This is a genomic window from Dyadobacter sp. CY347, from assembly GCF_021502655.1.
In the GTDB taxonomy this organism is placed as follows: Bacteria; Bacteroidota; Bacteroidia; order Cytophagales; family Spirosomataceae; genus Dyadobacter.
Map to the genome: position 1 here is coordinate 593,817 of NZ_JAKFFT010000004.1, position 26,537 is coordinate 620,353.

At 46.7% G+C, this 26,537-nt stretch carries 16 protein-coding genes; 10 read left to right on the forward strand and 6 right to left on the reverse strand.

Going from position 1 to position 26,537, the window contains the following annotated elements:
- Nucleotides 1–46: 46 nt before the first annotated feature.
- The 4 genes from L0659_RS10640 to L0659_RS10655 all read right to left on the reverse strand — a co-directional run bounded on the left by L0659_RS10640 (nt 47) and on the right by L0659_RS10655 (nt 4,175).
- Nucleotides 47–694, reverse strand: a complete 648-nt coding sequence (locus tag L0659_RS10640) for a 2'-5' RNA ligase family protein (protein WP_235125946.1) — start codon at nt 692–694, stop codon at nt 47–49.
- Nucleotides 695–940: 246 nt separating this feature from the next.
- On the reverse strand, nt 941–1,948 hold the full coding sequence (locus L0659_RS10645; protein WP_235125947.1) for a T9SS type A sorting domain-containing protein: 1,008 nt from the start codon (nt 1,946–1,948) through the stop codon (nt 941–943).
- Between the two features lie 46 nt (nt 1,949–1,994).
- Nucleotides 1,995–3,053 (reverse strand): C1q-like domain-containing protein, encoded by a 1,059-nt coding sequence (locus L0659_RS10650; RefSeq protein WP_235125948.1) that lies wholly within the window; start codon nt 3,051–3,053, stop codon nt 1,995–1,997.
- A gap of 24 nt (nt 3,054–3,077) precedes the next feature.
- On the reverse strand, nt 3,078–4,175 hold the full coding sequence (locus L0659_RS10655; RefSeq protein ID WP_235125949.1) for a hypothetical protein: 1,098 nt from the start codon (nt 4,173–4,175) through the stop codon (nt 3,078–3,080).
- A 275-nt stretch (nt 4,176–4,450) separates the two neighbouring features.
- Here L0659_RS10655 and L0659_RS10660 point away from each other — a divergent pair, with 275 nt between their 5' ends.
- The 3 genes from L0659_RS10660 (at nt 4,451) to L0659_RS10670 (ending at nt 10,409) form a co-directional block, all read left to right on the forward strand.
- Nucleotides 4,451–7,222 (forward strand): DUF6797 domain-containing protein, encoded by a 2,772-nt coding sequence (locus L0659_RS10660; protein ID WP_235125950.1) that lies wholly within the window; start codon nt 4,451–4,453, stop codon nt 7,220–7,222.
- Nucleotides 7,222–8,148 carry an NmrA family NAD(P)-binding protein gene (locus tag L0659_RS10665; RefSeq protein ID WP_235125951.1) on the forward strand — a complete coding sequence of 309 codons (927 nt, stop codon included), beginning with the start codon at nt 7,222–7,224 and terminating at the stop codon, nt 8,146–8,148. The genes L0659_RS10660 and L0659_RS10665 overlap by 1 nt, the downstream gene beginning before the upstream one ends.
- Nucleotides 8,149–8,225: 77 nt before the next feature.
- On the forward strand, nt 8,226–10,409 hold the full coding sequence (locus L0659_RS10670; protein WP_235125952.1) for a xanthine dehydrogenase family protein molybdopterin-binding subunit: 2,184 nt from the start codon (nt 8,226–8,228) through the stop codon (nt 10,407–10,409).
- Between the two features lie 41 nt (nt 10,410–10,450).
- Here the strand turns inward: L0659_RS10670 and L0659_RS10675 are convergent, their stop codons facing one another.
- Together L0659_RS10675 and L0659_RS10680 are read right to left on the reverse strand one after the other, a co-directional pair.
- On the reverse strand, nt 10,451–13,462 hold the full coding sequence (locus L0659_RS10675; RefSeq protein WP_235125953.1) for a HAMP domain-containing sensor histidine kinase: 3,012 nt from the start codon (nt 13,460–13,462) through the stop codon (nt 10,451–10,453).
- Nucleotides 13,463–13,553: 91 nt separating this feature from the next.
- Nucleotides 13,554–14,183 (reverse strand): response regulator transcription factor, encoded by a 630-nt coding sequence (locus L0659_RS10680; RefSeq protein WP_235125954.1) that lies wholly within the window; start codon nt 14,181–14,183, stop codon nt 13,554–13,556.
- A gap of 173 nt (nt 14,184–14,356) precedes the next feature.
- On the opposite strand from L0659_RS10680, the gene L0659_RS10685 reads away from it, so the two are divergent.
- From L0659_RS10685 to L0659_RS10715, 7 genes are all read left to right on the forward strand, one after another.
- The gene (locus L0659_RS10685; protein WP_235125955.1) at nt 14,357–14,773 is read left to right on the forward strand and encodes a hypothetical protein; all 417 of its coding nucleotides are present in this window, start codon (nt 14,357–14,359) and stop codon (nt 14,771–14,773) included.
- Nucleotides 14,774–14,775: 2 nt separating this feature from the next.
- Nucleotides 14,776–15,144, forward strand: a complete 369-nt coding sequence (locus L0659_RS10690) for a hypothetical protein (RefSeq protein WP_235125956.1) — start codon at nt 14,776–14,778, stop codon at nt 15,142–15,144.
- A gap of 95 nt (nt 15,145–15,239) precedes the next feature.
- On the forward strand, nt 15,240–15,974 hold the full coding sequence (gene bla / locus L0659_RS10695; protein WP_235125957.1) for a subclass B1 metallo-beta-lactamase: 735 nt from the start codon (nt 15,240–15,242) through the stop codon (nt 15,972–15,974).
- A gap of 168 nt (nt 15,975–16,142) precedes the next feature.
- Nucleotides 16,143–17,096 (forward strand): hypothetical protein, encoded by a 954-nt coding sequence (locus tag L0659_RS10700; protein ID WP_235125958.1) that lies wholly within the window; start codon nt 16,143–16,145, stop codon nt 17,094–17,096.
- A 47-nt stretch (nt 17,097–17,143) separates the two neighbouring features.
- Nucleotides 17,144–21,340: a two-component regulator propeller domain-containing protein gene (locus L0659_RS10705; RefSeq protein WP_235125959.1), complete on the forward strand. Its 4,197-nt coding sequence runs from the start codon at nt 17,144–17,146 to the stop codon at nt 21,338–21,340.
- Nucleotides 21,341–21,641: 301 nt separating this feature from the next.
- Nucleotides 21,642–24,860 carry a TonB-dependent receptor gene (locus tag L0659_RS10710; RefSeq protein ID WP_235125960.1) on the forward strand — a complete coding sequence of 1,073 codons (3,219 nt, stop codon included), beginning with the start codon at nt 21,642–21,644 and terminating at the stop codon, nt 24,858–24,860.
- A 37-nt stretch (nt 24,861–24,897) separates the two neighbouring features.
- Entirely contained in the window at nt 24,898–26,523 is a 1,626-nt protein-coding gene (locus L0659_RS10715; protein WP_235125961.1) for a RagB/SusD family nutrient uptake outer membrane protein, read from the forward strand.
- Nucleotides 26,524–26,537 lie beyond the last annotated feature (14 nt).

Sequence of the window (26,537 nt, forward strand, 5' to 3'; positions counted from 1 at the left end):
GAATGTCGTTCATGACGTGACACCCTGCACGCCATGAAACTTACATTCAAAACAGTGAACCTTGTGTATAACTGCCTCCTGGAAGTCCCAGAAGTGGGAAGTTTGCAATTTGCTCGTATTGTGCGCCATTGACCAATGACCGTCTGAGAAGGATCATTTCGCTGGCTTGAAACGACGCTTGAAACTCTCGGTAAAGCCAATCTATCACTGCTTTGGCGGTTTGCAAAGCGCTCATATTCTTTGCAATTGTAAAATGCGGATCGTCACAAAAATGATTCTCTCCCGGTGCCCATTGCCGCACGTGCCGGCCTATTTCCAATTTTAATTTCCCAGCCAGATCAAGCACCTGATCGGATGCGCCCGTTTCCAGATCGACATAAAATTTTCCGTATTCGTATTTTTTAAACTGTGTGAGCGAAATAGATAGTGGAGATGCGTGCCGGGCGACCTTTTCTAATCCCTGGATAATGCGATCCACCTTATTTTCATGAATCGTACATTTGAAGAGCGTGAGGTGCGGTACAAGATTGGCCGCGTATGCGCAGCCATAATTTTCTTCAAAATAGCGCTTCACATTATGAAGCAATGCTTCTGTCACCTTATCACACGAAAATACCAGGAGATATTCATACATGTGGTGCCTTATGCTGGCCAGTGTATTCCAATGGTTGTTGTTGATGTGAACCCGTTTCATAAATTTTGCTGATGAAGTGTAACCTTGATGTAAAAATAATATTGTTATTTTAAATATCAAACATTTGACACTAAAAATATCTGAATATTTTTTTGTAAGCTGTTGACAGGGCTTATTTTGGCGCATATTAGGACGCATTACCCTAAAAAAGAACGACGCAGCCGGGACATTGTCCAAGCTACGCCGTTACGGAGAGAACGATTTACTTTCTTATCTACAAAATTCGATAGTCTGGTTTGTAACTACTCAGTTCTTAATCAATTTGGATGAATGCAATGTTCCATCCTGCTCCCGAACCTGTATTACATAAATGCCTGTTGTAAGCTGTTTGACATTAATGGCACCATCCGGCAGCTTTTGTAGCTCATTCTTATTCGCTTCGTACACTACACGACCCGATTTGCTGACAATTTTTACATGGTCCGGTTGCTGTGCATTGGGCATTTCAATGGTAAGCCAATCTACTACTGGATTTGGATGAAATGAAATAGCCAGGTCGTTTGCCACCCGAATGTTCCTGATCCGGCTGAATGCAAATTTTCCATCATTGTCAACCATTCGTAACCGATAGTAATGTTCAGCTGCTAACGGTCGCTCATGTACGTAGGAGTAGGTACGTTCAACTTTGCTCTCTCCATTTGATTTCACTTCTCCCAATGCGATCCAGTTCTTTGCATCCGTACTATGCTGTATTTCAAAAAAATCACTATTGGCCTCAAAGGACGTACTCCAAGTCAGCACGACATTATTTTCTTGCTGCGCAGCAACGAAATCTACCAGTGTGACCGGTAACGCGCTGCCTGATTCTGTCGCTGTGACTATGCTGACGTTCGTCCAATCTCCTGATTCTGAAACATTGTTCAATATTGGATCCGGTGTGCTTTTGTTCGTGGGGATCGTGTAAATATGATCTGGTCCTGCGTGAGCAATTTGCAGCACATTCTCATTGTTACCATTCAATTCAGATTCAAGGTATGTAATCAGCACTTTACCTTTAAAAGAAAGTGGGTTTGCCAAATTGTAAACGCGATTAATGCTGCCGGTAGGCTTACCTGCAATGGCGACATCCGAATGCGTTATTTCATTGTTGTTCAAATTCGTAGCCTCGGTTGGCGTCAAAGACAAAGAACTTACCGTCACGGTTGTTCCCGGCGATATAAAAAAGCTGTTCGCGCCAGTTTTCAATTGCGCCTGTGCATCAGCAAAAGCGGCTGTGAAGCCTAGTAGTGCTATTAAGGTATGTTTTGTTTTCATAAATGGGTAATCTTAAATAAAGTGAAAATTTATAATTGTGAGAGCATTAAAGTTTCTGCAATAATCTTCCATTAAAATGGGCAGTAGAATTGGAAGTTTCGAGCGCGATGCCGTTCACTCCTGATTTGCCTCTGACAAATACAACGTCACCTTGCTGCAATTGGCAATCGATTGATATTATTGAGGTGTACTTTGAACTTACCTTGTATTTGAAGTCTAAAGCAAGTTCTGTTAGGTCGTTTCCTCTGAATCTCACCAACTGCAAAGAAGGACTAAATTCGAGATTGGCATCTCCGTGAGTCCATTCAACCATCGCGTCAAAGTGATAAATCCCGTTAAATGGTACAACAAAGCTGTCGGCGAAAGGGTTGTAATCTCCACCGTGATTGTAAGCGATATTTCCGAAATTAACCGTGACAAAATCCAGGCCTCCTCCTGAATTTATATTACCTCCACCACTGATGCCCAATTCAGAAAAGGCTATAATATTCACAGCAGGAGCTTGCCAGGTAGCATTGCCTTCTGCGTCAGAAGTAAGTATTTTCCCTTCCGCGGGAGATTGTCCACTTCCTGCTATTTTGAGCTTTCCGTTAACGTGTAGAGCTAATCCAAGAGCGCTCTTTGCTAGCACGCCGATACCGCTGGTACTGGTTCCGAAAACACCAATTCCAGCGTCGGAAGCGCCCCTTACACCTATAACTTCGGATTGTCCTGAAATAGCAATAGAATTTGGAGAGTTATCAGAGTTATTAATAAAGAATAGGGCACCATTACTGCTTCCAACTTGATTAAAAGGTACATTTAACCTTGCTCCGATCATTTTCCAGATGGCATTATTTTGATCTCCTGCATTGAAGTAGAATCCCTCAGGACCAACTTGGGTATTTGTGTTATAGAGCAGTAAAGCGTTCGCGGGACTAGGGACTGTACTCTTATCTGATGTCGATTGCAGCGCAATTTTTGGTAGCAAAACTCCTCTATTTGTACTTTGAATATCTAATATTGCGCTTTGATTTGGAGAATTTGTGTTTATTCCAACACTTTGGGAAAATCCATGGTGCCAAAGCAACAACGTTACCAATAGGGACGAGAGAATAGTTTTCATAGTTAATTGTGTTAGATTGAATGATTAAAGTTCGATAGCAAGGTGTCCGGTGAAATTTGCGTCTCTATCCTCGACGCTAAGTGCAACCTGCGGTGCATAAGCCCTCGCAATTACATTGATTACATCGCCCTGCTGTAATTCACAATCGATTGCTATATGTGAAGTGTGAGAACCATTGGTTGCCCGGGCACGGTTTTCAGAAAGCTCAGTCGTTACGCCGCCCCTGATCCTGACTAACTTAAGTGTTGGCCCGAAAAAAACTTCTGTGTCTGCCTTTTCCCATCTTGTCATTACATCAAAATGGTAAATCCCGTGTTTAGGTGCAATAAATGAGCTGTGCGGTGCCATGTTTGCATCATTGTAATTCGTACCGATGTCATAGTTCTGTTTCGCGAAAGCGATTTTTACAAATGCGCTTTCAGACATATTCTGATTACCACCTTGCAGAACTCCACTAGAATGAAACCCGTTGAAAATATTGTCGAACTCGTTGATAGGCGTAGCCCAGTGAGCATTGCCGACTGCATCCAGAGCAGTAAGAACCCTGCCGTTTTCGGGGTCTACATTAGCTCCCGAAATTTTGATCCTACCATCAACTTGCATGGCCAGACCGGTAAGGGATGAGGCCACAACCCCCGTTCCGATATCATTGCTAAACCCCCAAATCCCCGTTCCAATGGTAGAAAAACCCTTCATGGCTTGTCCATAATCAGAATAGCCCCATATAGCCGTCGCACTTACCGTTGTTGCATTATTACTTACCACGAATAGCGGTTTCGAGCTTCCATATGTCTGGCTATAAGGTAGCGTCAAATCTGAATCAACATTTTGCCAAAAGGGATTTGCGTCAGATCCTGCATTAAAATAAAAACCGGCACCTTTTGCTAATCCTGGATTTGTATTAAAAAGGAGCAAGCCTTTTTCGGGATTAGGTATGGTCAGTTTATCTGCCATAGTTTGCAAAAAGACCCTCGGCAGCAGCACCCCCTTGTTCGTAGCCTGAACATCCAGCGCCGCGCTGGGATCTGGGGTGTATGTGTTGATTCCGACACTTTCGTTGGTTTGAGCGAAGAGTTTTTGCTGGAACCAGAGTAGGGAAAAAAGTAAAACAATTTTCTTCATAACATAGTAAGGTTTACAAAGTTGAAATGGCGCGTTTCCTTAATGCGTCTGATAAAAATTGCGGAGATTCTGAATTATTTGGCAATCCAATGAGCCAGGAGACGGTTTCAGTTATTTTAAGGTAAATCGGTCAGGTTTTGACCTCGTTTTTTGCGTCCTGTTTCCAGAAGTGCGCCGCTGCTCTTTCCGTTTTTCAAATACTTTTTCAAGTAACTTTTTAACTACACCAGGCTTTTGATCATGTTCTTTTTACCATGCCATTTACCATGCTTATTTTGAAATATTGCCGTAAACACTTTGGAGCTGTCTGGATGTGTATTTTGACGTTGGGATCCATTTTTCTGACTGGCTACACGGATAACAAAACGGTTGTTGCCAACGACAAAGATTCACTGGACCTGGGTTCGTTTATCGAATCGGGTTTTCCATACATTTCCACATCTGTGGATGCGCGCAAGCTTGGGCCGGCTTATCCGCAGGACAATATGGCGGCGCGGACATTAGCTTTGCAGCTCGGTAATGACACTTATGCCTGTTTTGACACCGATCTTTTACGCTGGTCGGTGGCGTGGACAGGGAAGTATTTGCCAATGGTTTTGATGGCGCAGATCTCGTACAAAGACTTTTTTAATAAAAATAACAAAATCGCTGCGCTCACGGGAGATGCGAAAATGGCGACAGGGCTTTATCCAGGCTGGACGTTGGAAAAGCCGTTTTCAGGAGATTTAGCAAAAATTAATGAAATAAAGCAGCCCACCTGGGCGCCTATGCCAGCTGAGCAAGGGCGATGGAAAGGCGTTTATGTATATGGAAATCAAGCTGTTCTCACTTATTCCGTGGGTAATGCGGAGGTTGCTGAGTTACCTGGTAGCACAAAATTTGAAGATCAAACGGCTTTTACAAGAGCGTTTCAAATTGATAAAAATGCAAAAGAAATCTTCCTGACAGCAGCAGAAGTCCGCAATGCAACAGGTTCGGAGGTGAAAGGCAAAATCGCTTACCTATATCACGGTGCGAACAAGGATACGGTAACAGCGGTTGGAATTTTGGGTAAGGGAGGTTCATTGCAGCCTCAAATTACCGGTGATCAATTCCTGACAGTTAAAGTTCCCGCTTCTCAAAAGGTTATTAACGAGACAGTTGTGATCTGGAAAGGGCCGGCCAGGCTTAGAAAGGCATTTGAAAATTATTGTAAAAAAGGCAAAGTTGCGATTCCTGATTACAAAAAAGGAGGGCCGGCATTATGGAAAGAAACTGTCGTTACCAAAGGTCAACTCTCGCCGGACACTGCGGCATTCGTCACGGATCAACTAACCTTACCATTGCCAAATCCCTGGAAGCGCAATGTGCGTGTAGCGGATGTTGGGTTTTTCAAAGATGGGCGTGCAAGCGTAGTGACGTTTGAGGGCGACGTTTGGATGATCGAGGGAATTGATAAAAATCTTCCAAACCTGAAATGGACCCGATTTGCGTCGGGTTTTCACGAGCCGATGAGCATTGAGATCGTTGATGAGCAGGTTTACATATTCGGAAGGGAAGGCATTGTGAAATTGCACGATATTAATAAGGATGGCGTTGCTGATTTCTATGAGAATTTCTCAAATGTTATGAAGCAATCGCCGGAATCGAGGGAATGGGCCGGGGATATGGTGACAGCTCCGGATGGAAGTTTCTACATTGCAAAAGGCGGAAGTCTGGATAATGGGCCGGGAATGACTTCCAAAACCGGAAAGGGTTTCAGATCAGGTTCATCGCAAAATGGTACAATACTAAAAATAAGCCGAGATGGATTGAAATCAGAGGTTATTGCGACAGGTTTGCGGGGGCCTTATCTTGGTATCCATCCTGAAAAGGGCACTCTTACCGCTTCCGATCAGCAAGGGAACTTTGTCCCTTCAACCCCCATTTATTTAATCAAAAAAGGGGATTATTATGGCGTTCAACCGACTGCGCACCGTTCCGACAATCCGGAAATAGCGCCTCCGCTGACCTGGATCCCGCATAGAGTAGACCGTTCGAGCATTAGCCAGGCATGGATTACCGGCAATAAAATGGGCCCGCTGAGTGGCAGTTTGATCCATTTCTCATTTGGCCGGCCGGGTTTGTTCCGTGTTCTGATTGATAGTTCTTCCAGCGTATTTCAGGGTGGGGTTTCGGTTATTCATGCGAATTACCCTGCGCCGACTTCCAAAGGCATTGTCCATCCGGTTGACGGGCAGCTTTATGTGGCGGGATTTAATTTGTGGGGTTCAACTTCAACGGGAATCAGTGCATTGCTGCGCCTCCGCTACACCGGTAAGCCAAGTTATCTTCCCAATCAGTTTAAAGCTGGAAAACAGGGTGTTATCATTGGTTTTGACGCAGAATTAGATCCAAAATCCGCTGCTGATGCGGCTAATTTTGCAGTGAAAAGATGGAATTATCAGCGCACCGAAGAATATGGATCCGGTCATTTCAAAATGGATGGAACGTCCGGGGAAGAAACGTTGTCTGCAGCAGCTGCCTACTTGTCGGCAGACCGTAAGAGAATTTTGCTCCTGGTTCCGGGAATGGCCGAGGTCATGCAAATGGAAGTTTCTTATAAACTGACTGCGGCAGATGGTAAAAAGATGAACGACAGCTTTTGGTTTACAGTGAACAAAGCGGAAGATATGGATCTGAAATCCAATAGTTTCAGCAATGTTGATCTTGCGCTTCTCGATGTTAAAGAGCCGGTGATTGCAGAAAAGTCTGAAAAAAAGGTTGTGGTTTCAGCAGCGCATGGAAGGGAAATATTTCAAAAAATGGCCTGCGCCGGTTGCCATTCCGAAGGTTTGAAAACGGATGGAATGTATGGCCCGCCCTTTCAGAATTTGTACGGTTCCAAACGTATTTTTGAAGATGGGACAAGCGCGGTTGCGGACGAAAAGTATATAAAAGAATCCATTCTCAAACCGGGAGTTAAAATCGTAAAAGGATATAATGAAGAAATGCCTTCGTTCGTCGGAATCCTGACTGAACCAGACATTGAATCTGTGACCTTATTCATTAAATCTTTGAAAAAATAATGACTGACATAACAAGGTTGCCTGATCCCGGGACAATCATTCTGGCTGGTGCCACTGGCGAACTGGGTTTTCTGATTGCAGGCTTCATCATCGAGCGAGGAGGCGTTGTCAAGGCGCTTGTCAGAAAAGGCAGCGGTAACCCGCGTGTTTCGGAACTTCGGCGTCTGGGCGCGGAGATCATTGAAGTGGATTTTGCAAATGTTGCGGAGCTGACAACGGCCTGCTCCGGCGGAACTTGCGTAGTTTCAGCATTGTCAGGTCTTAGGGACGTGATTGTGGACATGCAGTCGCGTTTGTTACATGCCGCTGTTGAAGCAGGCGTTCCGCGGTTTATTCCCTCAGATTACAGCATTGATTTCACCAAGCTGCCTGAAGGCAGTAACCGCAACCTGGACCTTCGGCGGGAATTCGGCAGGAAGCTGAATGATGCGCCCATTGCCGCCACATCTATTCTTAATGGAATGTTTACAGATCTGCTAACTGGTCAGGCGCCGGTGGTTTTGTTTAAGATAAAACGCGTGCTCTACTGGGGAGACGCGGACCAGCTAATGGATTTCACAACCACAAGGGACACAGCTGCTTATACTGCCGCTGCGGCAATGGATCCTGCCACGCCGCGTTATCTGCGGATCGCGGGAGAAGTGGCTGCCATCCGGGATATTCAGCGCGCGGCTTCGGAAGCAACGGGTGAAAAGTTCGGGACATTGCGTGCGGGTAGCCTTGGTTTTCTTGGTTTAATGATCAAACTTACACGCACATTATCCCCGAATAATGACGAAGTCTTTCCGCCCTGGCAGGGCATGCAATATCTTCATAACATGTTGAGCGGCAAGCCAAAACTAAATCCGCTGGACAATGACCGCTACCCGGACATCCGCTGGACATCCATACGCGAGGTGCTGGCAACGCGCCGTGAAAATGGGTAGACTTCCGGTCAGGAAGCGCTTTTTGGAACTATATAAGCAGTTGAACAAGACTATGCGGGTCCAAAACCATATCATAAGTGATAAAGCCATTTTTTGAATCTTCTGAGCCGGACCTGTCACTCGATCGCGTGGATGGGCGGGTGAAGGTTACGGGAGCTGCCACTTATTCGGCGGACTATGACTTTCCAAATATGGCTTATGCTGTCCTGATTACCAGCATTATAGCGAAAGGAAGCATTTTAAGCATTGATTCAAAAAAAGCAGCAGCTGCGCGCGGCGTCCTGGCGGTGATCAGCCATTTGAATTCTCCTGGCGTTCCCGGGTATGGTGAAGTGAAACAGCCGTCAGAAAGAGCGCCTATCGGAACAGCATTTCGTGTATTTTTTGATAACCTGATCTATTTTAGCGGGCAGCCCGTGGCTATGGTCGTCGCCCAGACTTTGGAGCAGGCAAATCATGCGGCTTCACTCGTTAAAATCAAATATCAAAAGGAAGTTCATCAGACCAATTTTGAGGAAAATATTCAGAATGCTGTCATGGCCGAGGGTGTTCAGAAAAATAAAAATTCACCTTTCCAGGATTATTCGAGAGGAAATCCGGATGCCATTCATGATGCGAAGGTAAAAATCGAGGCCACTTACACGATCCCAACACAGCACCACCAACCCATCGAGCCGCATGCGATCATTGCCGTTTGGGAAGGGGAAGATAAGTTGACCGTTTATGATAAAAATCAAGGGGTTAAATCGGCGCAGGGGAATTTGGCGCAAGCATTCAACCTGCCCCGGGAGAATGTAAAAGTCAATGCGCAATTTATTGGCGGGGCTTTTGGGTCAGGCATCCGCGTATGGCCGCATACGTTGGCAGCGGTGCTGGCAGCCAGGAAATTGAACCGGCCGGTTAAGCTGGTTTTAGCCCGTGAATTAATGTTTACGTCCGTCGGTTATCGTCCTTATACAGTTCAAAAAGTGGCTATGGCTGCCGATGAGCAGGGTTTGCTTTCAGCTATTGTGCATGAAGGAGTAGGGCAGACCTCCACTTATGAAGAACATTTGGAAAGAACGATCCTCGCATCGCGCGCCATGTACGCCTGCCCGAATGTGTCTACAAAATACAGACTTTTGAAACTGGACGTGAACACGCCCACATGGATGCGTGGCCCGGGAGATGCAACAGGAATGTTCGCATTGGAATCAGCATTGGACGAGCTGGCGTATGCATTGAAAATAGATCCGCTCGAAATGCGTTTGCGCAATTATGCCGAAAGTGATCCGGAGCGAAATCTGCCGTGGTCTGCAAAGGGGCTCAGGGAATGTTATGAGCTGGGTGCAGACAAGTTTGGTTGGAAAAATCGACCATTAGAAACGCGAGCTATGCAAAAAGACGGAATGCTCGTTGGCTATGGACTGGCTTCAAGCCTCTATGGTTTTCACCGGCATCCAAGCAAGGCAAAAGCGATTATGCTTGCCAACGGATCGGTCATTGTGCAAAGCGCAACCATGGATATTGGCCCGGGAACAGGGACTGCCATGACCAGCATTGCAGCCAAAGTGTTAGGCATCAGCCCTAAACAAATCAGGTTTGACCTGGGCGATTCCAGCCTGCCGGATGCACCTGGACAAAATGGCTCTTCCACGATTCCGAGCGTCGGCTCCACAGTGCATGTTGCCTGCGAAGCGCTGAAAACGAAGTTGTCGGAACTGGCCGCCGCAATGCCCGGTGCTGGTTTCAAAACCGTTTCCTATGCCGACATTTTGAAATATCACAACTTGCCGCAGATCGAGGTCATGGAAGAATCCAAATCCGGCCCGGAGCGAGACCAGTACTCAATGTATTCTTTCGGGTGTCATTTTGTGGAAGTGCTGGTGAATCCGGTAACGGCTGAAGTGCGTGTCAAGCGCGTCGTTACTTGCGCGGATGTTGGCAAGATCATCAATTATAAAACCGCCCGGAGCCAATCGATTGGCGGCGTCGTAGGTGGTATTGGCATGGCGCTCATGGAAGCCGCTGTTATGGACCACCGTTACGGCCGATACGTGACCAATGATCTGTCAAGTTATCATCTTCCGGTCCATATAGATACTCCGCAAATCGACGTAATTTATATCGATAAGCCTGATATGGTCGTCAATCCCATCGGCTCAAAAGGTCTCGGTGAAATAGCCATCGTAGGCGTAGCCGCCGCCATCGCCAACGCAGTCTTCCACGCCACCGGAAAGCGGGTTAGGGAGTTACCGATAACGGTTGAGAAGTTGGTTTGAGGTGGGAAAGCTAATTTTTCCGTTAAAGCTCAACCTTTCTGCTATTCAAAAACCAACCGCACAATGGTGTGGTTTTTGGCATTGATGGATGCAGTGATTCGGATTTGGAGTAGGACGCTCAGGTCTTTTACGATGACGAGTCCGATGCCTTTTTGTTCGGGGTATAGAGAAATTTTTAGCCATTCTTCGTAGGAACGATAGGATTTATTGAGCCATTTGATGAGATCTTCCGGCATGCCTGTTCCGCTGTCCTCAATGATGATTTGCTTCCTGCCATCCTGAATGCCTGACGAAATCGTAATTTCCGAAGCGCTGATTTTCAATGCATTGTCCAATAAATTATGCACGATTATCGATAGCAGACTAGGATCGCTCCATACCTGAAACCCCGGCTCCACATTATTTTTGACAATCACGCCCCTGGAACTGGCGATAGCTGAAAAAAGTGCGCAAATGCCGTCGACCATTTCCCGAACCTCTACCTGGGCCATTTGTGTGCGGGACGAGCTGTTTTTGTTCTGAATCTTGATGTAATCCAGCAAATTCTTAGTCAGCGTGCCGATGCGCTCGGAAGTGTTCAGCGTTTCGTCGCTCATCTTGGTTATCAGCGGATTACCGTTTTCCTGCCTGTGCAGATAAGCATTGATATGCCGCAGCGAATAACCTATATAATGCAAAGGCGTCTGGATATCGTGATTAACGGCGGCCACAATCTGGCTAATGACGCGATAATGCCGGACGAGGTTGTCTTTCCGCTCCCTTTTTACAAGATAACCCGCCCGCCATTTCACTGCCATGAAATACAATCCCAGCATGACCAGCGACAAAAGCACCCGGAACCACCACGTTTCATACCAGGCAGGCAAAATGCGTAAAACAATCGTCTTGTACATGTAATCATTTGTCAGAAAGCCATTTGCCTTCCTGATTTTAAGATTATAGTGCCCGTGAGACATCTTTGGGATGGATATAACAAAGTCGGGATCAACCGGGAACCACTTTTCCTTCCTTCTTTTCCCCGACAAGGAATAATGCATTTGAATATTATTCACATGTCCCGCATAGGGCGTTGTAACTTGCAGACGGAGTTGTTCCGCATTGTCGGGAACAATAAGCGTGTCTTGCACCGGCATATCCTTTCCATCCATATTGACAGAAGTGATAAAAATGCCTCTTGATGGCAGCTCAGGCTTCATTTTATTCGGAGCAAACCACACCAGGCCATCCATTGAAGGAAGTGATAATGTGCCGTCGGCCAGTTTGACGGAACATGGATTACACCCGCCATTGAATTCATTTGTAGCGAAACCCTGGCTCCGGTCGTAATATAAATAGTAAACCAGATTGTTGCTGTTCCTGGCATAATCCAATAATTGCCGTTTTGCGACCTGAAACAAACCTCTGTTTGTAGTAATCCAGAAAAAGCCATTAGCATCTTCACTAATGCAATGCGCGAAGGCAAGAAACCGGTCCTTATCCAGCGGAAAGTGGATCAATTTATCATTCTTCAACAGAAAAAAGCCGTTGCCATAAGTCGTGATCCAGGTCCCTTCTTGTGTCGTATAAAAACTCCGGATGCCCATATTGTTGAAATTGGTCAGCTTTTGGAGCATTCGAGAGCGGACATTGTATCTGAAAAAACCTTTTGTAGCACCTATAAGCAGAACATCGGCTGATTCCTGGCCAATGATCGAAACGCCTCCCAAATCTGCTTTCAAAAACAATTTCAGGCGGTGGCTTTCGCCGGAACTTACCAGTTCGTGCAACGTATTCTTTTCACCACCCACCCAGACCCTGTGTTGTTTATCAATAAAGAGCGACATAAACTTCTCCTGGAATGTTAGGCGCAAGAGCACTTTTCTAGCCGTTTTATCCAGTTTAAACAGTTCATTACTAATTCCAAACCAGAAAGAACTGTCCGGGTTCATAGGCATGGAAAATTTGTAGGCAAACTTTTCCATAAATGCAGAAACCCTGCCTGCAAAAAACGGCGAACCCGGTGTATTCCTTCCCAGCAGATAACCCTGGGCAGCAATTACAGCATGTTGTCCGGCTGGTTTTTGGGCATAGTAAGCATTATCGGCGTCCTTACCAGCCATTTTTAGCGTCTGGAAATTTTTGTTTTTTATTAAAAATAAACCCTTCGTCGTGCTGCCCAGCAGCAGTGCGCCCGTGGATTTGCTGTAATGTGCCGAAACAATATCAAGATCTTCAAAATCAAAATTTTCTAAAAGCAGCTTTGTAGTCAAGCGACCATTTGAAGACAGGTTGAGGGAGTAGAAAGCATTATTGATATACAGAAAAGCACTTTTGGCGACATTGTTCCAGTACAGCTTAAAGTTGTTTTTATCCCTGATAAACTGGGGATTACGGACAATGTCACCAATTACTGAAACCACTTCATTATTTTTCCCGCTCCTTATTCTGACAATCCTGCCCAATGCGTCGATGGCAAATGGTTGTGGGCCGATCAGGAAAAAGTCACGAAACGAGCCGCTGGATGTGTGGATTCGCTTTCCGTTTTTATAGCCGGAAATGGTATTTTGCCTCCAAATGTAAAAAGTCGTGCTGTCCGAAGCGATGAAGTAATGCTCGCTCATGGGCCTGTTCGGATATTGCGACGGCACGCTTCCGAGCATGCTGTTATGCCGGATGAGCTTACTCGTGAAGGGGTCCGTCTGCGTGTATTTTTTATAAAATGCTGTGTCAGATTTCACCAGACCGTTATCCTGAATGCCCATGTATTGATTATCCTCGGTGAGGCCGTAAAATTCATAGGCAGGATCGGCCTGCGGACTCGGAAGCGCAGGAACGAAACCACGCATCCGGTTGCTGGCAATAGCTACATTGGACTTGTCGAAAGTGAGAAATTTCTGCCCGTCAAATCGAACGACGCCTACTTCTGTGGCGAGCCAGAAAAAGCCGTTTTTGTCTTCCATAACCGCCTTGACGCTGTTTTGCGGAAGCCCGTTTTCATCAGTGAAATGTTGCAGAAGATACGAGGAATTTCCAGGTTGCGGCTGCGCTTCTGTATGAAAGGCAACGAGCATCATGCAAAGAAAGCACCATAAAACGATGACCTGACACATTCTCATTCGGGCGTCAATAACACATTTCAAATTAAGAGAATGCCGGTGCGGGAAGTTACCCGTTCAATTCAAAATATCTCGTAAGCTCGATGACATTGCTTACGCCCAGTTTTTCGAAGATCTTGGCTTTATAACTGCTTACCGAAGAGGATGACAAGTGAATGTGCTCGCTTATGGCTTTGGTAGACAGTCCTTTGGATAACAATTTGGCAACTTCCAGTTCTTTGTCCGTGAGCTTGTCCGTAACTAAATCCTGGCTGCCCTTGTTAAAAAGTTGTCCGAAAACCTGTTCCATAACGGAAGGGCTTGCATAAATTTTTCCGCTGATCACAGTATCAATGGCCTGCTTGAATTCTTCATTAAGCGCCGTTTTTGATATGTAACCGTTGGCCCCGGCTTTCAAAAACGGGAGCGCGTAAAGTTGTTCGTCATAACTCGAACAAACCAGGATCGGAATTTTTGGCTGCTTCATCCGGACAGAATTGATCATGCCAACCTTATCCCCGCCGGGTAAATTGATATCCATGATCAGCAAGTTATACGGCTGTTTTTCCAGCAAAGCCAGCGCCTTATTGAAATCGCCTGTTGCGGTTACCACTGCCCCTGGCATATGTTCCATCAACAAATGCTGAATCCCCATCAAAATAAGAGGATGGTCCTCAGCCACAATAATCTGAATGCTCATGAGGAACGTAAGTATGAATGACAACTGGCATTTTCACCAAACAAGTTAGAAAAAATTGTCATAGAATTAATTTGGTGGGGTATTTAATTTTTTTAATGCTCAAATAACATTTTTTAGTGATCAATTCAATTATCTCCTGTGTCGCTAACAGCTATACGTAATAGTTTTGCACCATGAAAATTGCGTTAATAGACCAGCACCCGGTCCTTCGTTCGGGCATGCGTATCTTCCTCAGGGAACACTTCCAAAACCTCACAATGCTTCAAACATCGTGTTTGCAATCATTTAAAAAATGTGAGGAACAGCACACGTTTGACATTATTATCATCGGCATGACCGAGGAAGCGGAAAGCGTAGATAAGGTTGCATTAAAGCGCATTATGCATGAATATCCTGAATCGTCATTTGTAGTGTATGCAGGAAAATTACAACGTGAGCTGGCCAATTCGCTGCTGAATGAGGGAGTTAGTGGCTATTTACTGAAAACCAATCATCCCAACGAACTCGTCACGTGCATTAACACGGTTATCAAGGGTGATAAATATCTGTGTGACGAAATAAAAAACTCCACGAACGTATATCCATTGTAGTTATGAATGTTAAATGGCGGCTATTAGGCCTTTTCATGACGCTATCGCTTCTGGGGGCTTGTGTTTTAATATTAAATCACGACAAACAAAACGATGTGATCGCAATCAGGGCCCATCGGGCAAACCCTTCCAGCATTTACATTAAAAGGGAGATCAAAACCGATCTGTATGATCCGGCCGAAGGCCCAGCGCCGCTTACCGGCTGGGAAACGAGTGGTGTAGGCGCTGGCGAAAGGGAAAGAAGGATGCAAACCAGAACTGCAACACGTCCAAAGCAAAAGGCTCCCGCAGATAGTTCACAGGCAGGCAATGCCGTGCAAGAGCGGGACAGTTCGGCAGCTGCAAACCGCGATTCAGCTGCGTCCAGATAATATTTGTTGTTGATCGGGGCGAATTGTCGCGTAAGATTTGTTTAAACAAATGAATTCATTTTGTTTTACTAAATCATAATCAACGATGCGCAACGATGAAACAACTCCTGTTATTAAGCCTTCTATTTTTTCTTGCATGCTGTAAATCTGCCAAGATCTCTGACAAAAGTTTTGCCAAAGAAGACATTATCGTCGAGCGGGTAAAGCCAAACGTTTACCGGCACATTACTTACTTCCAGAGCGAGACATTTGGTAAAGTGCCTTGTAACGGGATGGTTGTGTTTGATAAAGGGGAAGCCATTATTTTTGATACGCCGGTTGATGATTCTACATCATCGCAACTCATCAGCTGGGTTCAGGATAGTCTTGATTGTAAGGTGGTTGCCATCATTGCAACCCATTTTCATGAAGATTGCGTAGGCGGGCTCAAAGCTTTCCACAGCCGCGGAATTCCTTCCTACGCCGAGAACAGGACCATCGTTTCAGCCAGGCTCAAAAATTTCCCGACTCCTGAAAAAGGGTTTGATAACAAGCTTGCATTGAAAGTCGGCAACAGGGATGTGGTTACTGAATTTTTTGGCGAAGGACATACGAAAGACAATGTTGTAGGCTATTTCCCAAGCGAAAAAGTAATGTTTGGCGGATGCCTCATTAAGGAAGTTGGGGCAGGAAAAGGGAACCTGGAAGACGCGAACGAAAGCGCATGGCCCGCAACGGTTACCAAGTTGAAACAGCGGTATCCCGACGTCGAGGTCGTCATTCCGGGGCATGGAAAATCAGGCGACACTGCGCTGCTAGACTATACGATCAAGTTGTTTGAAAAGAAATAAATCAATCGGATTTAAGTGATTTGACCGGGTTTAATGTGGCCGTTTTGCGTCGAATTCTACATAACCCGCGCTATCCGGAAAAATTGTTTCCAACCATTTTTTATTAGGATGTTTCTAAGTAACTAGAAGGACATTTAACATATCAATCTACCTAACCATCAACGACCTATGCGCGCTGTTTCCCTATTAGTTTGCTTGATTATTGTGGCAATTTTCGCCGGTTGTAACCATCACAATCCAGACTTGGTAAACCCGGTCATCGGCAACATCAGTTTTGTTGAGAAATTTGGATTTGAACCTGATGAGGACATAGATAATGAGCTTCGGATCAAAACGCACCTCCTTTACGTGGAGCGCCTTCTACGAAAAAAGGATGTTTCGCACCTCAGCAATGAATACAGATCCCGGCGGACACATCTGCTCAACCTGCTCCGAAGCTATGCACAAGCTGGGAAATATCCGAAAAACTACGACTATCAAGGGCAGCGCAAACCCTGTTTCATAGACAAAGACCAGAACATTTGCGCGGTAGGTTATCTGGTTGAACAGACTGCGGGCAGGCGCACAGCAGAGTTTATTAACGCGGATTACCAGTATGCCGACATTCTGGATATGGATAGCGAATCAGTTGATAGCTGGATAGCTTCGAGCGGGTTGACCAAGAAAGAATGTGCGATGATTCAGCCTACCTATGGCTCTTATCCCTATCCGGATCAAGCGTCGAACCGGGTTAAGCCCATGTATGCCATCAGTTCAGCGGTCTTGATGGGGGCAAATGCCACTTTTAATGTGATCAATGTTGCAGATATCGCCAGGGGTGGTAACTCAAAAACGGCCCCGGTCCTCGGGCTTCTGGCGGGAACGAGCCAGGTGACGATGGGTGCTTTTGGTTTTTCTCGCGAAAGGCGTTTGACCAAATATGACAATTCGCCTCAATTCACCAGCCAGGGCCGCCTTTCGTTGTTCAATATAGGCATTGGCACCACTACCATTCTACTAAGCAGCTGGAATCTATTAAGGCAGAAAAAAATGGAGCAAAAACGCACATCCTGGAACATTTACGGCTTTCCGGCTGGTAACAATCAGGCTGGGGTAGGGCTAAGTTTTAGCAGGAAGATCTGATAGTGATGGTTGCGTGGCAATAACATTGTTTGCGCGCCCTGGATCGCATGTACATTCGCATTGAAGAATTTGTAAGAATTCAGGCAAAAGATTCGTTTTTTTGCGTGATGCGAAATTGCTTTTGGTGTTTTTGTTGGGTCATAGCCATCGTGCTGGGTGGGGTGGAAAGAGGCATGGCTCAATCCAATGAATACCAGTTTGCACGCTACAACACCGAACGCGGTTTATCCCACAATGAAGTTAACTGCTTCCTGAAAGACAGCCGCGGGTTTGTATGGATCGGCACGGCAAATGGCCTTAACCGCTTCGACGGATATGCATTTCGTGTTTTCAAGCACATTCAAGGCGATTCCACCACCATTTCGAATCACCGCATCAATGCCATATTTGAAGATCCGCAGGGTTATATCTGGATCAGTACACAAGTGGGGTTTGACATATATGACCCTATTTCCGAGCGCATTGACCATAATGCAGACTTAGCAGCCAAAAGGCTCGGACTGCCCGATGCCAATTTCAGCCGCATTTTTAAAACCCGCTCCGGCGACTACTGGATCAATCACAACCGGCTGGGATTGGTGAAATTCATTACGCGCTCTAAAAAGCTGGTTAAGGTCAAATTCAGTCCTTCCGAAGACTCATCCGAACCCGCCAAGCGCCTGATTTCCGACTTCGATGAGGACGCGCAGGGCAATCTTTGGGTGGTGTGTGATGATGGTTTCCTCGCGCGCGTACATGCGAACACGTACGTTGTGGACGTGCAAAGTGCTATGTTGCAGAACAGGAACCTTGGTAATTTGTCCAATCATAAGGTGTTCGTGGATGATGATGGCGAACCCTGGGTTTATGTCGTGAAAGCTGCATTAGGCGCTTTTTATTTTGATTTCAAAAACAACACATTACGCATTGCCAACACCGCGGGCGCAGATTTCCGTCTCAGCAATAATACAGTAAGCTCAATGGTCACCGGCCCGGACGGCCGAGTTTGGATGGGCACAGACCATGGCGGCATTAATGTGGTGGATAAAAAGCGCGGGACGGTTTCGACGATGCTGTTCAACCCCGGAGATCCAAGAACGATCAGCCAAAACAGCATTCAGGCGTTGTATAAGGACCCTACGGGCATGATCTGGGCCGGGACGTTCAAGAAAGGATTTTGCAGTTATCATAAGAATATTTTCAAATTTTCGCTTATTCAACATGCTCCCGGCGACCCGCGAAGCCTGCCTTTTGACGATGTGAATATGTTTGTGGAGGATAAAAAAGGAAATCTCTGGCTGGGTATGAACGGGGGAGGGCTAGTTTATTTTGATCGTAAAAACAACACTTTCAGGCAGTACAAAAACATCCCGGGTGATCCCGCCAGTTTGAGTAACAATGTGATTGTCAGCTTATGTCTTGATAAAAGCAATGTGCTTTGGATAGGAACCTATTTCGGCGGGCTCAACACTTTTGATGGCAAAACATTCACACGTTACCTGCACGATCCGGCCGATTCCACGAGCCTTATCGACGACCGCGTCTGGGAAATTTTCGAAGATTCGCAAAAACGCCTTTGGGTAGGAACGCTGGCCGATGGGCTCGATTTATTTGACAGGAACAAAAAGACATTCCGGCATTACCAGAGGCTGGCTCCCAACTCCGTCAGCTCGGATTACATTTCGGCTATGCTGGAAGATAAGCAGGGCAATATTTGGATCGGAACCGCAAACGGGATCGACGTTTTAATGCGGCAAACGGGGCGTTTTATACATTATGCCTACAAAGCCGGGGATCCCAAAAGCCTGAGCAGCGATGCGGTAACTTCGCTCGCAGAGGATAATTTCGGAAACATCTGGATCGGGACTTCGGAAGGGCTGAACCGCTACGATGCGCGAAAAAATGCATTCGTGGCCTATGACACGCGTCACGGCCTGCCGGATAATTCGGTTCTGACGGTGGCCGTCGACGGAATGCAGAACTTGTGGCTTGGTACGCCCAAAGGCTTGGTCAATGTGAATATTTCCAGGCGTTCCGGTGGATTGCCTCTGACATTGCAGGTGCGTACATTTAATGAAGTTGATGGTTTGCAGGGTAGGGGATTCAATGAAAACGCAGCGCTAAGGCTTCAATCGGGCGAAATGGTTTTTGGCGGGGCCAACGGTTTCTCCATTTTTGACCCAAAACAAATTACAAACGAGCGCACCGCAACAACGGTCATGCTTACCGATTTTCAGATCTTCAATAAAAGCATTCAACCTGGCGAACGCTTCGATGGAGAAGCCGTGCTAACCAAATCCATTTCGCTTACAGACCGCATTGTGCTGAAATACAGCCAAAACGTGTTCACGATCGAATTCGCCGCGCTAAATTTTCTCCATCCCGAAAAAAACCATTACCAGTATACATTGGAAGGGTTTAACGAACAGTGGTTTGAAGCCGACAATACGCGCAAGGTAACTTACACCAACCTCGATCCGGGGACTTATGTTTTTAAAGTAAGAATGAAAGAGGGCGGCGCGTCAACCGAGCGTAGCCTGCGCGTGGTGATCCTGCCGCCTTTCTGGCGGACGCCCTGGGCCTATCTGTTGTATTTCCTGGTTGCGGCCGGCGCATTGATGGTCGCGCGATGGATCCTGATCGAGCGGGAGCGCATGAACTTCAAACTCGAACAGGAGCGACAGTATGCCCAGCAATTGCACGAGCTGGATATGATGAAGATCCGTTTTTTTACCAATGTAAGCCACGAATTCCGTACGCCGCTTACCCTGATGCTTACTCCGTTGGAAAACTTGTTGAAAAGCATTCGCTCGGATCATGCCGTCCACAGGCAATTGTCGCTGGTCCACCGGAATGCGCAGCGGCTTTTTAATCTGGTAACCCAAATGCTCGATTTCAAAAAGCTGGAAGTGGAGGAAACGCAGTTCCGGCCGGAGCGTGGTGACATTGTGCGTTTTCTGCGGCAAATCGCACAAACATTCTCGGATCTGTCTGAGCATAAGCACATTCGTTATCGGTTTGAAAGTGAATTGACATCCCGTTATGCCGATTTTGATCAGGATAAATTGTCCAAAGTCATGTATAACCTGCTTTCGAATGCATTCAAATTCACGCCTGAAAATGGCCGCGTTACAGTGACTTTGCGCATTGTGGATCAGGATGATAACGAGGCTTTGGAGATCAGTGTGGCAGATTCCGGGATCGGGATTCCGCCTGATGCCCAGGCCAAGGTTTTCGAAAGGTTTTACCAGCATCCGATGCCCGACAATATGATGAACCAGGGCAGCGGGATCGGGCTGGCGATTGCCTGGGAATTTGTCAGGATGCACGGCGGCACCATTGACCTGGAAAGCGCGGTGGGACGAGGGAGCACATTTACAGTCACGTTACCATTGCAGGAAAGCGCATCGCGTATGCATGCATTGCCAGCGGCAGAAACATTAACAGCGATCCAAACTGACGTTGAAATAGAGCTTCCTGCGGAAAAGTCCGTGAAAAACAAGCCGCTCGTGCTGCTCGTGGAGGACAATGATGAGTTCAGGGTGTATTTAAAAGAAGTATTTCAAAAAGAATACGACATCCTGGAAGCGGCCAACGGGAAAATAGGACTGGAAATTACCTTGGAACAAATCCCCGACCTGATCGTAAGCGACGTCATGATGCCCGAAATGGACGGGATCGAGCTGTGCCGCATCATTAAGACCGACCGGCGCATTTCACACATTCCGGTAGTGCTGCTCACGGCCCGGGCGGAGGAAGAGCAGCAATTGCAGGGTTACCAGACTGGCGCCGATGCCTATGTGACCAAGCCTTTCCGGCTGGACATTCTGCAAGTCAGGATCGCTAACCTGATCCGCCAGCGCGAGCAGTTGCAGCAGGAATTTCAGCAGCACGTGGAGATCCGTCCGAGCGAAGTGGCGATCCGTTCGCTGGACGAGGAATTTGTAAACAGCGCGGTGAAAGTGGTGGAAGCCAACCTGCCCAATGCGGAATTCACCGTAGAAGAACTGAGCGATGCCATGTCCATGAGCCGCATGTATTTGTATAAAAAAATCCTTTCTCTGACAGGCAAGACGCCCATTGAATTCATCCGCATTATCCGCATCCGCAGAGGGGCGAGCCTGCTGGAAAAAAGCCAGCTATCCATTTCCGAAATCGCCTATCAGATCGGTTTCAACAACCCGAAATACTTCGCAAAACTCTTTAAAGAAGAGTATAATATGCTTCCCACAGCCTATCGCAAAGAGCACCTCGGCCAGGAATAGTACAAAAGATCATTTTGATACTAACATATCCCCTGCATTCACTTGCTCATTACTTTCTCAATCGCCCATTTGAAATATACCCCTCAAAATGTACTCACAGGCGAAAAAATAGGGTGATTTTCTGTCTGAGTTTACAAATGAACCCCTATTTGTAAACATTTGGATCCCCTGCTGATTGTTTTTTAAAGGCACATTTGTCCAACTATTCATTCGATTTATACCAAATACGGTGCTTTACCCAGGCGTATCGGAAAAGTCTAAATCGGAAGTGAACAAATAGTCACTTATAAAACCAAACAACATGCAACAAAATTTGTACGAAACAAGGCGGGTAAGTCGCAGCTTGCAGTTCCTCGCCGGGTTGCTACGACCTCTTCTTTTAACATTGGGGATCATGGGCGCTGGGCTGGGTGCCTTTGCGCAGGGCGATGCGAAAAAAACAATTACCGGTACAGTGGTTTCGGTAGATGGCGATGACGGAATTCCAGGCGCGAGCGTGGTGGTGAAAGGGACCTCTAATGGAACAACTACGAATACTGCGGGCGAATTTTCGATTGAGGCGGCTTCGGGAAATACATTGGTTATTTCCTTTATCGGGTACGTGACGCAGGAAATTCCGGTAGGAAACAAGACAAAAATTGACATCAGATTACAGGAGAGCATTGCTGCCCTGGACGAAGTGGTTGTGGTAGGATACGGAGAAATGAAGAAAACGGATGTTTCCAGCTCCCAGGTAACGGTTTCGGGCAAAGATCTGAGCAAAACCATTAATACATCGCTGGAACAAGGTCTGCAAGGTCGTGCGGCAAACGTGATGGTGCAGCAGAATTCGGGCCAGCCGGGTGCGGCGCCTTCCGTTTTGATACGCGGTTTGAGCTCGCTAACAGGCACAACGCAACCATTATATGTGATTGACGGTGTGCAGATCAAACCTGATAATATGAAGGATGATCCGAATAACCGGCCAACGGGTTTTTCAAACATTCTTTCGAGCATTAACCCGGACGATATCGAGACGATCAACGTTTTGCAAGGCCCTTCTGCCACAGCGATTTATGGTGCGGTAGGAGCGAATGGTGTTGTGATGATCACCACCAAACGCGGTAAGGCGGGCGAAGCGAAAATTACTTTCAACTCGCTGCTTACGCTGCAATCGGAGCCTAAGCACATTGATGTGATGAACCTGCGTGAATATGCGCAGTTCAGGAATGAGGCGGCGGCTGTGGGTAGCACGGCTACGGAACCGCAATTTGCAGATCCTTCTGTCCTGGGCGAAGGTACGAACTGGCAGAGTGCGCTTTTCCGCCCGACCACTTTGCAGAAGTATTCTGTTGGATTGAGCGGCGGCACGGAAAAATCAACTTACTATCTTTCAGGTGAGTATTTTAATCAGAAAGGAATTGTGGAAGGTTCCGGTTTCAAGCGTTATAATGGCCGTTTGAACCTGGAAAACCAGACGCGTAACTGGCTGAAAATCGGCGCGAATATGAGCGTTGGTATCACCGAGGAAAAAGTGAATACAAACAATGGCGGTATTATCCAGCTTGCATTGGACCAAAACCCAAGTGTGCCGGTAACGAATCCGGACGGAAGCTGGGGCGGACCTGTTTCAACGCAGTTCCAGTTCACCAACCCGGTGATGATCTCCAAAATTTACAATGATTACAACCGCCGGACTTCGATCCTGGGAAGCCTCTTTGCGGATGTGAAGCTGCTGAAAAACCTGACGTGGCACACGGAAGTGAACGGAAGCTCTGAGTTTTTGAAATACTATTCATTCCACCCTTCGTATACAATCGGCGGTTATGTGGTGTCGCAAGATGCAGCGACTTCGACGCGTTCGGTGAACACCAATAACTGGTGGAGCTTGCACAGCCGTATGACTTATGACTTGAAATTAGGCCTTCACGGTGTGAACATTATGGCTGGTCATGAGGCACAGGCATTTACATATGAATCCCTGAGTGGAACACGTAAGAAGTTCATTACCAACACCATTGAGGAGCTTTCGGGCGGTGATGCATCGGTTATTTCCAATGTAAGCAACAACAGCGGCAAGGGCTCAGGATCACGTGAATCGTATTTTGCACGGGTAAATTATAGCTTTAATGAGCGTTATTTTTTACAGGGAACTTACCGGATGGACGGTTCTTCGGCATTCCGTGAGGGACGTCGCTGGGGTAATTTCCCGGCCGTTTCGGTGGCATGGCGCGTTTCGGAAGAGCCTTTCCTGAAAAGTGTCAATGCAATCAACGACTTGAAACTGAGGTTTGAAATCGGTCGCTCAGGCAACCAGGGAAGTGGCGGTAATGCTATTTATTCAACACTTCAAACAGTTCCAACCGGCTGGGGAACAGGCTTTTTGGCTTCCAACTTTGCCAATGAATTCCTGACCTGGGAAAAAGATGACGTGATCAATGCCGGTTTAGACTTGCATATGTTCAGCAACCGTGTGGAGTTAATTGTAGATGCGTACATTAAGAACATTACAAGCCTTATCACAGTGAACTCATATCCATTCACTTATGGCGGAGACATTGCTTACTCACCAGGTTACCTGAGCTGGCCGGCCGTCAATGCGGGTTCTATGAAAAACCGCGGTGTGGGCTTTACGCTGAACACAGTGAACATCGACAAAGCTGGTTTCTATTGGAGAACAGGCATCAACCTTTCGTTTGACCGCAATAAGGTAACTTCACTTCTGAACCCGATCACACCGATCTGGAATGCAACTTCGGTTGGTTTCAAAACGGAAGTCGGACAACCAGCCAGTATGCTTACCGGCTACATTGCTGAGGGACTTTATCAGGATGCAGCGGACATCAAAGGCCATGCGATACAGACATCAAACGGTGAGCTGACCATCAACCCGCTGACAGGCAGCTGGGTAGGGGACACGAAATTCAAAGATCTGAACGGCGACGGCGTCATTGATGCAGAAGACCGCACCGTGATCGGTAACCCATGGCCGAAGTTTACATTGGGTTTCAATAACAATATGACCTACAAAAACTTCGAGCTGAACGCATTCATGACGGGAAGTTTCAAGAATGACATCCTTAATTATCCACGTTATCGTGCAGAAGTGCCGGGTAATGGTGGTGTTTTTGGAAACCAATGGAAATCGGTGGCCAACTATGCCCGTCCGAGCAGCTATGCAGTAGGCGATGCAGAAACGGTGACGCTTACCAACCCGGGCCACGTAATTCCGCGTATTGCACCGGGCGACCCGAATGGTAACAACCGGATGAGCACCAATTTTATTGAGGACGGCAGCTACGTGCGTTTGAAAAACATCACATTAAGCTACAACTTCCCTAAATCATTGCTGAAAGACACTTTTATCCGCGGATTGAAGGCTTCGGTAGGCGCGCAAAACTTGTTTACCATTACCAAATACAAAGGCTACGATCCAGAGATTGGAATGGTGAGCTATGGCGGAACGGTCATGGCAGGCATCGACACAGGGCGCTATCCTTCTGTTCGTATGTATTCTTTCGGTCTGATGGCTGATTTTTAATCGATCTGATCCCATTTATTTTAAAAGAAATTTTTATATGCAATTCAAAATCAAACTCCTGGCAGCAATCAGCGCACTGATGCTTATGCAGGGATGCAGCGAAGAATTCCTGGACCGCCCGCCTCTGGACGCGCTTACTTCGGGTAATTTTTATAAAACCGATGCCGAAATCATGGCTGGAACGGCGCCTCTTTACAACATTGTGTGGTTCGATTTCAATGATAAAGCCAATATGTCTTTTCAGGAAGCCCGCGCCGGTAACCTCAACTCCAACGACCGCACGGCTTACGTGAAGCACGCGGTTCCGTCTACGGATGTCAATACGCTTTTGCCGGGTTATAAATCTTTTTATAAGATCATTGCGCAAAGCAACAATGCCTATAAGGCGATCAAAGAAGCGACAGGAAGCACTGCTTCGGCTGCTGTAAAAGCGCAGGGATTGGGTGAATGCCGTTTCATGCGTGCAACAGCCTACTATTACCTGGTTACCAACTGGGGCGCAGTGCCCATTGTGTATGACAACGTAGCACAGCTTAACACGCCTCCGGTGAGAAACCGCATTGAAGATGTGTGGAAGCTGTTGATCCAGGATTATCGCTTTGCAGCAGAAAACCTTCCGGTAAATGCCGATCAGGGACGTTTGACGAAATATTCAGCCGAAGGAATGCTGGCCAGAATGTACCTGATGCGCGCCGGCTTGAACCAGAACGGAACGCGTAACCAGTCGGATCTGGACAGTGCAAAATATTATGCAGAAGATGTGATCACGAAAAGCGGCCGCACGCTGGCGCCAACCTATGGGGAGCTTTTTGAAAGTGCCAATAACAACTCTTCCAAAAACAATGCTGAAAGTCTGTTCTCGCTGCAATGGATGCCAGTGAGCAGTCCGTGGGGGGTTAACAACTCTTTCCAGGCGTATTTTGCCTATGATGCCAACATTACCACAACGGGTGATGGCTGGGGCGCGGCGCAGGGTTTGTCGGCCGATCTGGTGAAATACTTTGTAGAAAACCCTGCTGATTCACTTCGCAGAAAATCCATCGCGATGTTTGACAGTGATGTTTATCCAAACATTCAGAAAGCGACCGGCGGTTTGAAATACAACAGGCCTGCGCAATTGTCGGCCATTAAAAAATACATTGTGGGCTCACCGGCAGATAATGGTGGTTTGGGCGGATTCATGGCTGCCAATATCAACTCCTATATGCTGCGTCTGGCAGAAGTTTACCTGATTTATGCAGATGCAGTTTTAGGCAATGCGGCTACAACCAATGATGCCAAAGCATTGCAATACTATAATGCGGTGCGCAAAAGAGCGGGTCTGGCGGCTAAAACATCGCTGACTTTCGAGGATATTTTCAAGGAAAGAAGAATTGAAACCGTGTTCGAAGGGAATTCCTGGAATGAGGTGGTGCGGTGGTATTATTTCAATCCTGCCAAAGCAATTGCTTACACGGCTGCACAACGCAGGGAGAATTATACAATGACTTACGTGCCTGGTTCTACCAATCCGAAGAAATACACGGTGACGTATTCGCCGGCTGAGTATTATCCGCTGTCGGAAAACACGCTTTATCTCCCGTTTCCTGAGGGAGAGCTTGTCAATGCACCTTCGTTGAAAGGCGAACCGGTTCCTTTTGATTTCAGCACATTAGTTGACTAACCCTAATCTTTGAC

Bases quoted from the DNA above. Each gene is read 5' to 3' on its own strand.
- L0659_RS10640 (WP_235125946.1), bottom strand. From the start codon at position 694: ATGAAACGGGTTCACATCAACAACAACCATTGGAATACACTGGCCAGC.
- L0659_RS10645 (WP_235125947.1), bottom strand. From the start codon at position 1,948: ATGAAAACAAAACATACCTTAATAGCACTACTAGGCTTCACAGCCGCT.
- L0659_RS10655 (WP_235125949.1), bottom strand. From the start codon at position 4,175: ATGAAGAAAATTGTTTTACTTTTTTCCCTACTCTGGTTCCAGCAAAAA.
- L0659_RS10675 (WP_235125953.1), bottom strand. From the start codon at position 13,462: ATGATGCTCGTTGCCTTTCATACAGAAGCGCAGCCGCAACCTGGAAAT.
- L0659_RS10685 (WP_235125955.1), top strand. From the start codon at position 14,357: ATGAAAATTGCGTTAATAGACCAGCACCCGGTCCTTCGTTCGGGCATG.
- L0659_RS10680 (WP_235125954.1), bottom strand. From the start codon at position 14,183: ATGAGCATTCAGATTATTGTGGCTGAGGACCATCCTCTTATTTTGATG.
- L0659_RS10710 (WP_235125960.1), top strand. From the start codon at position 21,642: ATGCAACAAAATTTGTACGAAACAAGGCGGGTAAGTCGCAGCTTGCAG.
- L0659_RS10705 (WP_235125959.1), top strand. From the start codon at position 17,144: ATGTACATTCGCATTGAAGAATTTGTAAGAATTCAGGCAAAAGATTCG.
- L0659_RS10690 (WP_235125956.1), top strand. From the start codon at position 14,776: ATGAATGTTAAATGGCGGCTATTAGGCCTTTTCATGACGCTATCGCTT.
- bla (WP_235125957.1), top strand. From the start codon at position 15,240: ATGAAACAACTCCTGTTATTAAGCCTTCTATTTTTTCTTGCATGCTGT.
- L0659_RS10700 (WP_235125958.1), top strand. From the start codon at position 16,143: ATGCGCGCTGTTTCCCTATTAGTTTGCTTGATTATTGTGGCAATTTTC.
- L0659_RS10665 (WP_235125951.1), top strand. From the start codon at position 7,222: ATGACTGACATAACAAGGTTGCCTGATCCCGGGACAATCATTCTGGCT.
- L0659_RS10650 (WP_235125948.1), bottom strand. From the start codon at position 3,053: ATGAAAACTATTCTCTCGTCCCTATTGGTAACGTTGTTGCTTTGGCAC.
- L0659_RS10715 (WP_235125961.1), top strand. From the start codon at position 24,898: ATGCAATTCAAAATCAAACTCCTGGCAGCAATCAGCGCACTGATGCTT.